We start from the raw sequence: 15,034 nt of genomic DNA, 5'->3' as shown, positions 1-15,034 counted from the left end.
ATGCATCTTTTAACTGATTGAGTTTCTTGAATTAAAGCAGAGTGATTACGGATTGATCTAGATCAATCCGCTTCACAACTAAATTACCTATCCTGTACCCATCGTAATTTAAAAACTGGTGCAGGCTATGCCTAAATCGTCAATCTGGAACCGCGAACTTGTTGAAAAATATAACATTGCCGGTCCTCGCTACACGTCTTACCCAACAGCATTGCAATTCAGCGATGATTTTGGTGTTGAAGATTTTAAAAAGACCCTGAAAACGTCCAATATCGGTAAGCCTCTATCGCTGTATTTACATATTCCGTTCTGCGAAAACATCTGCTATTACTGCGCCTGTAACAAAGTCATTACTAAAGATAAGTCTAAAGCGGATCGCTATTTAAAAGCATTAGTCAAAGAAGCTGAAATGATTGCGCCTTATGTCAAAGGCCGTAAAGTGACGCAGATACATTGGGGTGGTGGTACGCCAACATTTCTAGCCAATGAACAGATAGAAGGCCTGGTCTCTAAGTTAAGAGAGCTATTTGAGTTTGATGATGAGAACGGCGAATTTTCTATCGAGATTGATCCGCGCAGCGTGGACAACAAAACCATGGCCAGTTTAGCCCATGCGGGCTTTAACCGTTTAAGTATGGGCGTGCAGGATTTTAATCCTGTGGTTCAAAAAGCGGTCAATCGCATTCAGCCAGAAGAAGATACTCGCCATTTATTATTGCAGGCGCGTCGTCATGGCTTTAACTCCATCAATATAGATTTGATTTATGGTTTGCCACATCAGACCGTCGATAGTTTTAATGAAACGATTGATAAAATCATTACAATGGCGCCGGACCGTTTGTCAGTGTTTAATTATGCTCACTTGCCGCATCGCTTTAAGCCGCAGCGCCGAATTAACTCTTATGACTTGCCATCGGCTTCTGAGAAGTTGCGCATCCTTGAGTCTTCGATCAAAAAGCTGACTGAAGCGGGTTATGTGTATATCGGCATGGACCATTTTGCATTGCCGCATGACGAGTTGACTCAAGCTCAGGAAGAGGGTGATCTGCACCGAAATTTCCAAGGCTACACCACTCATGCTGAATGTGATTTGGTAGGTTTAGGTGTGTCGTCAATCGGTCAGGTTGGCAATAGTTACAGCCAAAGCATGCGCGGACTGGATGAATACTACGAGAAAGTTGAAGCTGGCGAGTTGCCGGTGTGGCGCGGTTGTTACCTGACGGATGATGACTTGCTGCGCCGAGAAGTGATTATGCAACTGATTTGTCACTTCAGACTGGACTTCAGCCAAATTGAAAAAGCCTTTAATATCAACTTCAAAGAGTACTTTGCAGAAGAACTGGAATCACTGGGACGCTTTGAAGAAGATGGCCTGCTCAATGTAAACGAGGACAGTATCCAGGTTAATGATGCTGGCCGTTTGCTGATTCGCAACATTTGCATGGTTTTTGACGCCTATTTCAAAGAAATTAACCTCATACAGAGTTTTTCTAAGGCGATCTAATTACACCTAAATTGATTTAAAAAATGGACAAAATGTAATACACTGAACAAAATATTTAGGTGTGTGAATCTTATGGCATTGCCATCAATTAAGTGTCAAAGTTGTAGTATCAACCAGTTATGTTTGCCGGTGATGCTCGCCGAATCCGAAGTCGAGCATTTGGACAGCATTGTTCAACGTAAAAAGCCTCTCAATAAGAATGAGATGCTTTTTCATGCCGGTGAAGAATTCCATGCCATTTATGCAGTCCGCTCGGGCTGCATCAAGTCCTATACCATTTCTGAAAGTGGTGAAGAGCAGATCACAGGTTTTCACCTGGCGGGTGAAATCATTGGTTTGGATGCCATCAGTTCCGGTAAGCACCCCAGTATGGCCAAGGCATTGGAAACCTCAATGGTTTGCACCATTCCTTATCCTAAGCTTGAAATGCTTTCCGGGGAAATTCCTGGATTAAGACAACAGTTGGTCCGCGTCATGAGCCGAGAGATTCATGACGATCAAGAATTGATGCTGTTACTGAACAAGAAAAGTGCTGATGAGCGCTTAGCAGCCTTCCTGCTTAACCTTTCCAGCCGCTTCGGCAAACGTGGATTATCGCGCACCTGTTTCAATCTGGTCATGACGCGTGGTGATATTGCAAATTATTTGGGTTTAGCAGTCGAAACAGTTAGCCGTCTCTTCACAAAACTGCAACAGAATGAATTGATTGCCATAAAAGATAAAGAAGTGACCATAACCGATTTAAGTAAATTAAGTGTCCTCGCCGGAGGTAAGTGTCATCACTGATACAGGTCAGTAACCTTCACCGGAAAGGACAATTAAGGGGGCAGGGCAATGAAAAATCGTTTTAATGTGTTGTACAACCCAGCGAAAGCCTGGGAGCAACTGAAGGAAGAAAAGTTTACCGTAAAGCAGGTCTATCTACGGATGGTGATCTGGATGGCATTATTGCCACCATTGTTTGCATTTATCGGGGCAGTCTATAGCGGTTGGCGAATTGGTTACGAAGACCCGGTTAAGCTAACCTGGGAAAGTGCCCTTACTATTTCAATTGCAGCCTATATAGCCATTTTAGTAGGTCTTTACATCTTTGCGCGTCTGGTTCATTGGATGGCGCAGACCTATGATTCAAATGCCAGCATTGATGATAGTTTCGCCCTGATCGCATACTCCTGTATGCCATTATTCCTAATCAGCGTTTTCAGCGCCTATCCATTATTGTGGATGAACACACTGCTGACCCTGGTCGCGGTCGCATTAGCGCTACGAATTCTCTTCGCTGGAACACCGGTAATGATGAACATAGATAAAGACCGCGGTATCTTATTCACTAACTCAATACTTACTGTTGCGTTGGTGTTAGTGGTGGCCACCCTGGTTATCAGCGTGCTGTTCTGGGCGAATGGTATGGGACCTGTCTTTACACGCTAATCTGCATATGAGGGTCTGAACTGAGCCTCATCAGACTTCTATTACCTCTTTAATGTTGTCATTCTAAATAGCGACCAAAGGAAGTACTTTTAGGTAATTCAGAATCTGCTCTTTTGAATCTTTAATGAGTGGATTAAGGGTAAAGCACACCCCTGAAACACCCCACAGCAATACTTTTTGAAATTCATCACATTCCGCGTTATTCTAGGCTTTGTCGACTCTGCAACTGAATCAAGCAGGACGATAATTCCAGAGGAACAGGAGTGGGGCATACGATGGATACTGTATATAAAGGATTTAATTTCTCTTCACAAGCTGAAAATTATCGGCGCTATCGACCGGATTACCCGGAACAACTATTTCATTATCTCGCCATGCTAAGTGACCACCATGAGAATGTGTGGGATGTAGCAACTGGAAATGGACAGGCAGCAATAGGTTTAGCACAACATTTCACCAAAGTTTACGCGTCCGATATCAGTACTCGACAGTTAGGTATTGCACATCAGCGAAAGAATATTAAATATTTTGTAGGCAGCGCAGAACAGTGCAAATTTCCTGATGAAAGCATGGACATAATAACAGTGGCGCAAGCACTGCACTGGTTTGATATTGATAAGTTTTTTTCAGAAGCAAAAAGGATATTAAGACCCGGCGGAATCTTAGCCGTGTGGAACTACCAACTACTGGAAATAAACCTCGAAGTCGACGCCGTCATTCGCCACCTATATGACCAAGTGTTAGCTGACTATTGGCCAATGCAGCGAAAAGCGCTGGAAAATAACTATGCCGATTATCAGTTCCCTTTTAAAACGATCCCAACCCCAGACTTCATGGTCGAAAAAACCTGGACCTTCGATCAGGTCATCGGTTATCTCAACAGCTGGTCAGCCACCCAGAACTATATCCAACGAGAACAGAAAAACCCCATCAGCCAACTATCACAAAAACTGGTCTTCTCCTGGTGCGATACCAATCACATGAAAAAAGTAAAGTGGCCAATAAAGTTAACCGTGTGCCGTAAACCAGAAAGCTAAGCGTTTGTAGGGGCAACTTATGAGTTGTCCCTTGATTATCTTTGCAGTTATTGGTGGTATTCCGGTGGTAGCGGGCTTGATAATCAACCCAGAAAACTTTTGGATTATATTGCCGCTTATCGGATGGGCTATTGGGGTATTAATTCATGGTTTAAATGTATTTGAGTCCGTCAATATATTTGGCCCTAAATGAGATAAGCGGAAACTTGAAAAAAACTGGGTCAAAAACTTTGAAATATTTGATGCGTTTCTAATTACCCACGCGCCTTTTCTATTATCTTCGTCGTTGAAACTCCATCCACAAAATCAAGAATGATGACCTGTCCACCATTTTTCATGACGGCGTCGCCGCCAGCTATTTGTTCAGGTTTGTAATCGCCGCCCTTTACTAAAATATCGGGTAAGCATTCGCCGATTAATCGTGCGGGAGTGTCTTCTGTAAATTCTACGACCCAGTCGACGCTGGCGAGGCCTGCTAACACTTCCATTCTTTGTCCTACTGGATTGACGGGTCTGCCTTCGCCTTTCAGTCTGCGTACTGAGTCGTCGCCATTGACTGCGACAATTAATCGGTCGCCAAGAGCTGCGGCCTGTTTAAGGTAGCTGACATGGCCTGCATGCAGGATGTCGAAGCAGCCGTTGGTCATGACGATGGTTTCGCCGGTGGCTTTGGAATTTTGAATCAGTTCCAGCAATTCGTTTTCACTGACGACACCTTGCGATAGTGGTTGGTGTTGTAGCATGACGTTGAGAAGTTCCTGGCGAGTGGCGGTTGCGGTGCCGAGTTTGGCAACGACGATGCCGGCGGCCATGTTGGCTATCTGGGTTGCAGTTTTGAGATCAAGTCCGCTGGCTAAGCCGGTGGCTAAAGCTGCGACTACGGTATCGCCCGCACCTGTGACATCGAATACTTCGCGTGCTTGGGTCGGTTGCAGGAAGGGCTCGTGGTTTTGTTCAAACAGCGCCATGCCTTTTTCGCTACGGGTCACTAATAATGCGTCGAGCTGGAGGGCTTCTCTTTGCGCGTTGCCTTTGCTAAAGAAGTCATCTTCGTTGGCACTAACGCCGGCTATGATATCAAACTCGGATTGATTCGGAGTGATTACGGTGGCGTTCTGGTATTTTGAAAAGTCGGAACCTTTCGGATCAACAATCACTGGTTTGCCGGCTTTTTTTGCGGCTTGAATAATGGACTGTGGATCTTGCAAAGTGCCTTTGCCGTAATCGGACAAAACCACCAGATCATGTTCAGCAATAAGCTGAGTCACCAAATCTAAATCAACACCGGATTGCAGTGAAAAATCTTTCTCAAAGTCGAGGCGGATCAGTTGCTGATGACGGCTGATAATTCGTAGTTTGGTGATAGTGTTTTGATGGGCTCTTTGATCAAAGGCCGATTGAATATTATGGCTATTGAGCAGCTTGGATAAGCTGTCCGCTGCTTCGTCCTGACCCGTGATACCGCACAAGGTAACCAGGCTACCTAAAGCTGAAATATTCAGCGCGACATTGCCCGCTCCGCCAGCTCTATCCTCTGTTTCTAGAACATTGACTACGGGTACCGGCGCTTCAGGCGAAATACGTGAAGTGCCACCATGCCAATAGCGATCCAGCATGATATCACCAACTACTAAAATCTTTGCTTTTGAAAAGTCAGGTAGAGTTACTTTCAAGGGACGAACCACGGTCTTTTCTTAATGTAGCGGTAATAATACCCATTTGTGGACAGGCATGTAAGAGCTAATCAGCAAATTGTGAAGAAAGTACTAGCAGTATCCGGCATTGGGGCTATAGTGTAGAGGTGTCCGTATAACTGGAGAATAACGATGATAAAAGCTTTAAAGATAACCATTCTATCGTTTGTATGTGTCTTACTGGCTGCTTGTGCTGGAGCACCTAAAAAAGAAAGTGCGGCTACCTGCCGTCACGCTATAGATGTGGCCTACGAAGAACTCAGCTTTGCTGAAAGTGAAGGTTTTGCGGGAAGTGTGAATTACACTAAGGCAGCCAGTTTATTGACCGCTGCTAAAACCAATCAAACCTTTGAGTCGTATGATGCATGCGTTAAAAATGCGACTAAAGCCAGATATTACATAGCAGAGTCAAAGAAAGGCTAATATATAAGAATAAAGGCATCAAAGGCGACTTCTGGTCGCCTTTTTGCTATCTGGAGATATTGGTCTGGACGCATTGGCCTTGCTTCGGATAACCGTTACAATGGCCTAGGGCTATTATTTGATGGCTCTGTAACTAGGAATACTATATGTCAAAAAGAAAGAATCAGGATCCACAAGCTGAGCTAGAATCTCAACGCTACAACAACCCAATCGCAAGTCGGCAGTTTATCCTGCGCCAGTTAGAGGAAGCGGGCGAACCTGTTTCGCTGGACCAGTTAGCCAAGCGGTTGGAGATGAAGGAACCTGAACAGATTGAAGCACTACAGAAACGCCTTAACGCCATGGAGCGAGATGGGCAGTTACTCTGTAACCGAAAGGGGCGCTTTTGTCTCGTAGATGCCACCGATTTGGTGCGCGGTAAAGTATTAGCGCATAGAGACGGCTATGGCTATTTAGCGCTTGAAAAAGGCGGTGACGATTGGTACTTGTCGCCACGCGAAATGCACTCTGTATTTCATGGTGATAAGGTACTGGCGCGAGTTAGAAATATCGACCGTCGTGGTCGTACTGAAGGTGCCATCGTTGAAATCCTCGACGGCTCAACCAGCCATATTGTAGGGCGTTTGCACGAAGAAAACGGTCTGCGGTTTGTAACCTCCGAAGATCCCAGAATTTTACATGATTTAATGATTTCGCCAGAAGACAGCTTGAAAGCTGAAGTTGGCCAGGTAGTTGTGGCGCAAATTGTTCAGCGCCCTAAACGCAATCAGCATGCACGCGGAATCATCACCGAAGTATTGGGTGATTATTTGTCGGCGGGTATGGAAATCGAAATTGCCATTCGTAATCATCAGATCCCGCACGAGTGGCCTGATGATGTATTGTCCGAAGTGGGAGAGTTGCCGGTCGATGTTACCGAAAAAGATTGGCAGGGGCGCGTCGATTTACGCAAACTACCGCTAGTGACTATTGATGGCGAAGATGCTCGCGATTTCGATGATGCTGTCTATTGCCGTCGAAAAGCCAAAGGTGGCTGGACCTTATGGGTCGCCATTGCTGATGTTAGTCATTATGTACGTCCTGGCTCTGCGTTAGATGATGAGGCGATTGAGCGCGGAAACTCGGTTTATTTCCCAGAGTTTGTGGTGCCGATGTTGCCAGAGTTGTTATCGAATGGTCTTTGCTCATTAAAACCGAATGTTGATCGTTTGTGTATGGTTGCTGAAATGTCTTTATCGGCAACGGGTCAAGTGACAGCGACAAAGTTCTATCCGGCAGTCATGCACTCACACGCACGTTTCACTTATGAGAAAGTGTGGGGGATATTAAGTGGTGATGAAGCATTACAAAAAGAATATGCACCATTAGTTGGCGATCTGAAAGAACTGCATGAGCTCTTTAAAGCTCGTCTGAAATTGAAAGAAGGTCGCGGTGCCATCGAGTTTGAAACCACTGAGACGCAAATTGTTTTCGATGAGAACAAAAAGATCGAAAAAATCGTCGGTCGAGTACGCAATGACGCGCATAAAATCATTGAAGAGTGCATGATCTGCGCCAACGTAGCGGCGGCTGAGTTTATTGAAAAGTATGAAAAGCCTGGCGTCTATCGTGTCCACGAGGGCCCGTCAGAAGAGCGTCTGGAAAAATTCAGAGCTTTCCTTGGTGAGCTGGGCATTTTCCTGTTTGGTGGCTCGAATCCAGAACCTAAGCACTATCGCGAATTGCATGATGCGATATCACAGCGTCCGGATCAGGAATTAATCCAGACCATGATGCTACGTTCGATGATGCAGGCGGTTTACAGCCCGGATAACCAGGGACACTTTGGCTTAGCCTTCGACTCTTATACTCACTTCACTTCGCCTATTCGTCGTTATCCAGACTTATTAGTGCACCGAATCATCAAAGCGATTCTTGCCAACGAAGTTGGGGTAGCTGGTACAGAGGGTGGTGTTAATTACGAAGAAAAAGAGTTGGTCGCTTATTCTGAACACAGTTCGATGACCGAGCGTCGTGCCGATTTGGCTACGCGCGATGTTGTAGATTGGTTGAAGTGCGAATACATGCTAACTCGGGTTGGCGAAGAATATTGGGGCACCATTTCCAGTGTCACCAGTTTTGGTATTTTTGTTGCGCTAGACGAATTGTTTGTGGAAGGACTTATCCATATCAGCGAACTGGGCGATGATTACTATCACTTTGATGCCTTGAAAATGCGTTTGATCGGCGAGCACAAACGACAGTCGTATCGTGTTGGCGACCGTGTCAAAATTAAAGTTGCTAATGTTGATATGGAGCAGCGCAATATTGATTTTGCACTACTTGATCGTGAGCATGTTAAGCGTGAAGAACCAAAAGGTAGTGAACGTAAGAAGCTTTATGCTAAGGCTAAAAAATCAGGGTCTCTGAGCGGTGATAGTAAAGGTGATGGCAAAAAAGGTAAAGACGGTAAAAAGCGCCGTGATTACCGCAAAGGAACGGACAAAGGCAGTAAACCAGCTTCAGGAAGCGCCAAGAAGGGCGCGAAAAATGCCAAGCCAAAGCGCGGTAAGAATGGCAAGAAAAAAAGTAAATAGCAATTTAAACCCATTTAAAAAGAGTTACCCATGTCAGAATTAGTCTATGGACTTCACGCCGTTGAAGTCCTGTTAAAACGTAGTAGCGATCGTGTCGAGAAACTGTATATTCAAAGCAATCGTCACGATCAGCGTTCGCATAAAGTGGTTAAGTTAGCGCAAGATAAAAATATTACGATTATCCAGAAAGAGCGCCAAGAACTTGATGAGATGACCGATCAACGTCATCAGGGTGTGATTGCCGTTTGCCGCCCCGAAAAGAAGACCAGTTACCACGAGAAGCATATTCCTGAATTGCTTAATCAGATAGAAGGAGCGCCTTTTATACTGATATTAGATGGCGTAACTGATCCGCATAATTTGGGCGCCTGTTTGCGAAGTGCCGATGCGGCTGGTGTGCACATGGTTATAGCGCCAAAAGATAATGCTGCCAGTATTACCGACGTGGTGCGTAAAGTTGCTTGTGGAGCGGCTGAAACCGTACCATTTATTCCAGTAACTAACCTGGTTCGCGCCATGAAACAATTGCAAGAAGCCGGTGTCTGGATAGCAGGAACAGCAGGCGAAGCCGAGCAGGATATTTATCAGGCCAATCTTAAAGGCCCGCTAGCTATTGTGATGGGCGCAGAAGGCGATGGTATGCGTCGTCTGACACGCGAAAACTGTGATTACCTGATTAAAATCCCTATGGCGGGAGAAGTTTCTAGTTTGAATGTGTCTGTCGCCACAGGAGTAACATTATTTGAGGCGGTACGACAAAGAATACAGTAATTGTTTAACTGAAGTTGAAGGGAAAGGGAAAATAATGAATAAACTTATTTATGTTCTATTGGGTTTATCTTTAGTGGCTAATGGGTACTTTTTATTTAATCAAAATACCCAAGAAGAAAAGATTGTTATTAAAGAAACGATTGTAGAAAAAAAAGAGAGCAGACAAGCGACTGAAAATAAAATAATACAGTCAATGCCCTCCAAACCAGATGAAGGATTGGTAAATGAGCAATTCTATTTGGATAAGATTGCTGAACTGGAAAATGAGATCGGTCAATTGAAACAGCAACATGCTGACTTTGCTGAAAAACCAAAAGATGGCTTCAGCTACAAGACCAGTGCAGCGATGGATAAAGAGTTGGTTGAAAAATTAAATCTTGATATGAATAAGGCAGTAGAGAGCTTCAAGAATGAAACGGTTGACCCAGCTTGGGCTTTTAAACATCAGGATACTATTTATGAGGTGATTACTAATTCTGATATCACTAATCAGATAAACTTGAAGGATGTAACCTGTAAAACTTCTATTTGCAAAATATCAATGGAAACGTTTGATAACAAGCAGTCGACTAAAGTGATGGCAATGATGGATGCTTCTCAGCTATTAAGAAGTAATGAGTTACTTAACGGCTATGGTAATCAAACATCTCTAGAGCCTGACACTAATAATATTTTTATGTACATTTATGTTGAAGATGAGGAGTCAGATTAGTTGCTAAGTAACCGATTGAACATGCTATTTTTCTGACTTAGCAAGTCTAATGCATCTTTAATTTCTACCTCCTGAAAGCTAATCGAGTCGTTAGCTTTCAGTTGTCCTAACACTGGCAAGTCTGCCGTAATGACTTGCCCCATCCTTGGATAGCCACCTGTTGTTTGACCATCTGCTAAAGTGATAATCGGTTGCCCATCGGGTGGTATCTGAATAGTGCCTGCTGTGATGGGTGTGGTGGTCATGGACAATGACTGTTCTGTTTTTACAGCACTGCCTTTCAGGCGCATTCCCATGCGGTTACTTTGACTGGTAACATGATAGGCAGAATCAAGAAAGGCTTGCTGAATTTCGTGAGAAAAGCATGACCATTCTCTTCCTTGAATAAAGCGTATTTGATAATTATCGCCAAACTGAAGTTGTAAATCTCTGGGCGTTGTTCTCGTTTCAGGTATGAAGCAGTTGTTCAAAGAAAGAGTGTCATCATTTCTAAAAACTCTTCCCCCTAAGCCGCCAAAATTAGCCATGAAATTGGTTGAATAGCTCTCCATGATTTTTGGCACATTAGGTTCTGCTGAGAACGCCAGGTAGGCTCTCGCTCCGTTGAGTAGTTTGCCAAACTTTAATTGGTCACCTTTTTTTACAAACAAGGTTTCATGCATAGGGACAGAACGATCGTTGAGCAGCAATTCAAAGTGTGCGCCCGTAACGGCTATCGCCAAGTTTTGAGTGAATTCAAGCACTGGTCCAGCTTGGGTGATTTCAAGGCAGGCCGAGTCAAGCGGTTTACTAACCAGCCAGTTGGCTATTTGCAGACTGACGGGATCAAGGGCTCCATTATTCGGAATGCCATAACGGCGGAAACCATGACGTCCCAAGTCTTGTAGACTGGTTTGCAATCCACCTTTGAGGAAGTGAATGCTCATGCTTCCTCCTTATTCAGCTTTTCAAATTCATCAAAATTAATCGGCACAAAGCGGACTTTGTCCAGTGGATTGGCTATGGCAGGTGGTGACTGCTCAACATGTAACATCGCAATTGGCGTTCGCCCGATTATCTGCCAGCCACCTGGGCTGGCAATAGGGTAGACGCCTGTTTGACTGCCGCCGATACCGACTGAGCCTGCCTCAATGCGCGTTCGAGGATTATCTCTTCGCGGACAATGTAGGCGCTGATCTAAATCGCCAAGATATAAAAAGCCCGGCAAGAAACCAAGCATATAAACGGTGTATTCTTGTTGGGAGTGAGCTTGAATCAATTCTTCAATCGTCATTTTGCAGTAGTCAGCGACATACTCCAGATCTTCCGCCACGCGGGTGTCATAGCACACAGGGATTTCTATAAGTGAACCTTGTTTGTTCGAAACTGGTTTTGCTTTCTTGATGGCGCTATTTAAAGTCTGCTGTGCTTGTTCAGGGTTAAAGTGTAGCGGATTAAATATGACCAATAGACTGTTATAAGCGGGCACTTGCTCAATGAAGCCTTCAAGTTGTTTTTGCATCGCAAGATCGGTAATCGTTTTAGCAACACCCAGAATAAAACGAGTCAAGTCTTCGCTAACAGTGCCCTCGAATTCAATTAAGATTGAATGGTCACTGTTGATGAAAGTTGTGAAGCCGAATGACATGGTATGGGTGATCCTTAAAATCTATCAAGCAATGCTGATATTGTTTTCTTGTAGAAGCTGATAAAGCTGCTTGGCAATATCCTGTGCGGATGGATTGTCGCCGTGCAAACAAATGGTGTCCACTTTTAACTCAAGGGGTGTTCCTTCAATGGAAGTAATGGGTAATCCTTTAGCTAGCGTTAGCGCCTGATCAAGGCTTTGCTCAAGAGTTCTATGCAGCGCCAGTGTGTGTCCTCTCGGCACGAGATGAGTGTTGGCATGGTAATTTCTGTCCATAAAGCCTTCGTGAAGAAAAGGAAGGCCAAGTTCTTCAGCAGCTTGATACATGTTGGATTGAGCCAGGCCTATCAGTTTTAAGTTAGAATCAAAGCGTTTGACTTCATCGGCAATGATATAGGCCAGATCTTTATCGGCTGCGGCATCATTGTATAAAGCACCATGAGGTTTCACATGATGCAACCCAGTATTTTGACGCCGACATTCTTCTGCCATGGATTGAATTTGCTCTTGCAGCGTTTGGCGAAGTGTTTGCTCAGAAAGCTTGATTGATACTCGACCAAAGTTTTCTTTGTCCGGATAGGAGGGGTGCGCACCAATTTTAAGCTGATGCCGGATAGCGTTGGCGATTGTGACCCTGATACTTTCTGGGTTGCCGGCATGGCCACCGCAAGCGACATTACAGGAGGAAATATAAGGCATCAATGCCGCGTCCAGCTGCCACTGACTGGGATTAGTGCTTTCACCAAGATCGCAGTTGATGTCGATAGTTTTAGAGTTTGTCATAGCTTACTAATTTAACATATTTGCTCGGCTCACAAGAGAAGCACTTAATAAAATCTACAAGAGGTCGAATGCTGATAATAAACTACGGGCGCTGAGCATTAAGGTTACAAGCACTACTAAACCACCTAACAAGTTTTGCAGCAGTGAATTTTTATGCTTACCCAGAAACGACTGGTTCATGGTCCACAATAAGAAGATGGCAATGATTGGAAGCAATAAGCCATTAGCAATTTGTGCGAACCAGATAATCGAAATCGGCTTAAAACCTATGGAAGCTAGAATAACTCCAGTGAACAGAATACTGATCCAGACTGCGCGGAATTTATAAGAACGCATGTCACTGCCAAGGTTCATCAAACCTGCCAGCGCATAAGCAGATGCCAATGGCGCTGTGATAGCGGAAGTTATGCCTGCAGAAAATAATCCAATCGCCATCAGGTATTTGGCGCTGGCGCCAAACAAGGGCTCCAAGCTCAGCGCCATATCAGCAGCTGAATTAATTTCAATTTGTTTGGCGAAGAATGCGCTGGCGGCAGTGGAGATAATCGCCATGGTGATAAGACCGCCCAGAGGAATTGAAATCCAGAGATCGCGACGCGCTTCGGGTAAATCCTGTTCGTCATGCCATTTCTTTTTTGCGCTACTGGCGTGTAGAAATAAATTGTAAGGAACCACTGTGGTGCCGATAAGGGCAATAACCGTTAACGTTGCACCATCCGGTAGACTAGGAATCAACAATCCCTTATACAGTTCGCTTAGGTCTGGCTTGGTGATAATAAAGGTCAGCAAAAATGAAACGCTCATCAACAGCACAATGGCAATTAAAAAACGTTCAATAAGCTTATAACTGCCAGTCCATAACAGGGTAAAAGCGATGATGCCGATCAGTAGCGCCCAGCCATTCAGTGTACCAGCCAGAAACCATTCACCGAAAATCGCATCAATGCCTAAAGTTGCTCCAGCGATATTGCCGCCTTCGTAAGCAGCGTTGCCAACGATGATGGCGCTAATGACCAGCAACACAGCAAGGGCTTTAGCGATGGGGTTGGTAAACTGTTCACGAATAGACTCGCCTAAACCTTTGCGACCGACCACGCCGAGGCGGGCGGTCATTTCTTGGAGAATCATAGTAGCGACAACTGAAAACACCAGCGCCCACAGTAAAACGAAACCGAAATTAGCACCGGCTTTGGTGGCGACAGTGACAGTGCCCGGTCCGATAAAAGCGGCCGTGACTAAGGTCGCAGGCCCAAAAGAAAATTTACGCTTTTTCACTATGAGTAGGGTGTTGGTAAAAGTCTTTTGAGACTACTGATTTATATCAGCATAAGCAAGCGACCAAAGCTATCAGCTACAGTAAATCAAGCGCCATTTCATCGGGCCACACACTAAATTGAACCTGTCCAATATGGGATTTCATCAATAGAAGCATAGCCAGGCGTGACTGTCCGATGCCGCCACCAATAGTTAATGGCAATTGATCCTGTACCAATTTCTGGTGCCATGGCATGTGCAATCGATATTCGCATTGACGCAATTCGAGCTGGCGCAGAAGGGCTTTTTTACACACCCGTATGCCCATGGACGAAAGTTCGAAAGCATCCTGAAGAATCGGGTTCCACACCAGAATATCGCCGTTTAAACCATGCAAACCTTCGCCTGTTGGTGTGCTCCAGTCATCGTAATCTGGTGCTCGACCATCGTGAATGGTGCCGTCCGCCAGTTCGCCGCCAATGCCGATCAGGAATACAGCACCGTATTGTTTGCATATTTCATGCTCGCGCTGTTTGGCGGTTAAGCCTGGGTAGAGTTGACGCAAATCTTCGCTATGAATAAAAGTGATGTGTTCGGGCAACAGCGGTTCGCGTCCCATCTGCTGCGCGATAGCGACATCAACAGAGCGCATGGCATCATAAATTTGCTCAACGGTCAGCTTTAAATAATCCAGCGTTCGCTCGGTAGGACTAATCACTTTTTCCCAGTCCCATTGATCCACATACAAGGAATGGCGTTCGCTCAATGATTCTTCATCAGGACGCAGTGCACGCATTTGAGCAACGATGCCATGACCCGGTTCAAAACCTCCGCGCGCTAGCAACAGTCGCTTCCACTTTGCCAGCGATTGCACAACCTCAAGCTCTTTATTCAAGGTACGGCTTAAAACCGCTACCGGGCGTTCGATACCGTTTAAGTCATCCTGCACGCCATCGCCCTTGATGGTTAGAATGGGTGCTTGAACCTCAATCAATGATAGCGCGTCGCATAAAGTCTCAGTGAAGCGGCTTTTAATCGCTTGGATAAGCTTTTGATCCTGAACAAAAGCCTGATGTGGTAACTGTTGCATGGTGAACCCCTTTTCTTATGAGTCGTTGTTATATCGACAAGTAATTTGTTAAATGAACTGTATTTATCTAATTTAACAAGCTAATATGCAATATCCGTCTAACAAAATTGTTCTTTGGCAATATTAAATCTA

Annotated in this window: 15 protein-coding genes; 9 read left to right on the top strand and 6 right to left on the bottom strand. The window is 44.9% G+C overall.

What is annotated here, in order from left to right; translation table 11 throughout:
* The first annotated feature begins 127 nt into the window (after positions 1–127).
* The 5 genes from hemN (at position 128) to ACN0VI_RS12220 (ending at position 4,165) form a co-directional block, all read left to right on the top strand.
* The gene (gene hemN, locus ACN0VI_RS12240) at positions 128–1,504 is read left to right on the top strand and encodes an oxygen-independent coproporphyrinogen III oxidase (protein WP_331892666.1); all 1,377 of its coding nucleotides are present in this window, start codon (positions 128–130) and stop codon (positions 1,502–1,504) included.
* Positions 1,505–1,576: 72 nt separating this feature from the next.
* Positions 1,577–2,290 (top strand): fumarate/nitrate reduction transcriptional regulator Fnr, encoded by a 714-nt coding sequence (gene fnr / locus ACN0VI_RS12235; protein WP_331892664.1) that lies wholly within the window; start codon positions 1,577–1,579, stop codon positions 2,288–2,290.
* 48 nt (positions 2,291–2,338) lie between these two features.
* Positions 2,339–2,935 (top strand): Yip1 family protein, encoded by a 597-nt coding sequence (locus tag ACN0VI_RS12230; RefSeq protein WP_331892662.1) that lies wholly within the window; start codon positions 2,339–2,341, stop codon positions 2,933–2,935.
* A 275-nt stretch (positions 2,936–3,210) separates the two neighbouring features.
* The gene (locus ACN0VI_RS12225) at positions 3,211–3,972 is read left to right on the top strand and encodes a class I SAM-dependent methyltransferase (protein ID WP_417447002.1); all 762 of its coding nucleotides are present in this window, start codon (positions 3,211–3,213) and stop codon (positions 3,970–3,972) included.
* A gap of 19 nt (positions 3,973–3,991) precedes the next feature.
* Positions 3,992–4,165 carry a 2TM domain-containing protein gene (locus ACN0VI_RS12220; RefSeq protein ID WP_331892658.1) on the top strand — a complete coding sequence of 58 codons (174 nt, stop codon included), beginning with the start codon at positions 3,992–3,994 and terminating at the stop codon, positions 4,163–4,165.
* 61 nt (positions 4,166–4,226) lie between these two features.
* On the opposite strand, the gene hldE is transcribed toward ACN0VI_RS12220, so the two are convergent.
* Positions 4,227–5,645, bottom strand: a complete 1,419-nt coding sequence (gene hldE / locus ACN0VI_RS12215; RefSeq protein ID WP_417447001.1) for a bifunctional D-glycero-beta-D-manno-heptose-7-phosphate kinase/D-glycero-beta-D-manno-heptose 1-phosphate adenylyltransferase HldE — start codon at positions 5,643–5,645, stop codon at positions 4,227–4,229.
* A gap of 153 nt (positions 5,646–5,798) precedes the next feature.
* Between hldE and ACN0VI_RS12210 the strand changes: the two genes are divergently transcribed.
* The 4 genes from ACN0VI_RS12210 to ACN0VI_RS12195 all read left to right on the top strand — a co-directional run bounded on the left by ACN0VI_RS12210 (position 5,799) and on the right by ACN0VI_RS12195 (position 10,148).
* On the top strand, positions 5,799–6,089 hold the full coding sequence (locus ACN0VI_RS12210; protein ID WP_331892655.1) for a hypothetical protein: 291 nt from the start codon (positions 5,799–5,801) through the stop codon (positions 6,087–6,089).
* 146 nt (positions 6,090–6,235) lie between these two features.
* Positions 6,236–8,665: a ribonuclease R gene (rnr, locus tag ACN0VI_RS12205; protein WP_417447000.1), complete on the top strand. Its 2,430-nt coding sequence runs from the start codon at positions 6,236–6,238 to the stop codon at positions 8,663–8,665.
* Positions 8,666–8,695: 30 nt separating this feature from the next.
* A complete protein-coding gene (gene rlmB, locus ACN0VI_RS12200) occupies positions 8,696–9,436 on the top strand; it encodes a 23S rRNA (guanosine(2251)-2'-O)-methyltransferase RlmB (protein WP_331892652.1) in 741 nt (246 codons plus the stop codon).
* 34 nt (positions 9,437–9,470) lie between these two features.
* Positions 9,471–10,148 (top strand): hypothetical protein, encoded by a 678-nt coding sequence (locus ACN0VI_RS12195; RefSeq protein WP_417446999.1) that lies wholly within the window; start codon positions 9,471–9,473, stop codon positions 10,146–10,148.
* Here the strand turns inward: ACN0VI_RS12195 and ACN0VI_RS12190 are convergent.
* From ACN0VI_RS12190 to asnA, 5 genes are all read right to left on the bottom strand, one after another.
* Complete coding sequence (locus ACN0VI_RS12190; protein ID WP_417446998.1) at positions 10,145–11,074, bottom strand: biotin-dependent carboxyltransferase family protein; 930 nt, start codon at positions 11,072–11,074, stop codon at positions 10,145–10,147. The genes ACN0VI_RS12195 and ACN0VI_RS12190 overlap by 4 nt on opposite strands.
* A complete protein-coding gene (gene pxpB / locus ACN0VI_RS12185) occupies positions 11,071–11,775 on the bottom strand; it encodes a 5-oxoprolinase subunit PxpB (RefSeq protein WP_417446997.1) in 705 nt (234 codons plus the stop codon). Before pxpB ends, ACN0VI_RS12190 begins: the two co-directional genes overlap by 4 nt.
* Before the next feature lie 24 nt (positions 11,776–11,799).
* Positions 11,800–12,558: a 5-oxoprolinase subunit PxpA gene (pxpA, locus tag ACN0VI_RS12180; RefSeq protein WP_417446996.1), complete on the bottom strand. Its 759-nt coding sequence runs from the start codon at positions 12,556–12,558 to the stop codon at positions 11,800–11,802.
* Between the two features lie 54 nt (positions 12,559–12,612).
* The gene (locus tag ACN0VI_RS12175; protein WP_417446995.1) at positions 12,613–13,833 is read right to left on the bottom strand and encodes an Nramp family divalent metal transporter; all 1,221 of its coding nucleotides are present in this window, start codon (positions 13,831–13,833) and stop codon (positions 12,613–12,615) included.
* Between the two features lie 76 nt (positions 13,834–13,909).
* Positions 13,910–14,902, bottom strand: a complete 993-nt coding sequence (gene asnA, locus ACN0VI_RS12170) for an aspartate--ammonia ligase (protein WP_417446994.1) — start codon at positions 14,900–14,902, stop codon at positions 13,910–13,912.
* Between the last annotated feature and the right edge of the window lie 132 nt (positions 14,903–15,034).

It is taken from the genome of Kangiella sp., assembly GCF_048265365.1.
Lineage (GTDB): Bacteria > Pseudomonadota > Gammaproteobacteria > Enterobacterales > Kangiellaceae > Kangiella.
Note: the sequence above shows the minus strand (reverse complement) of the source record. Positions and strands in the feature narration are given on the sequence as shown.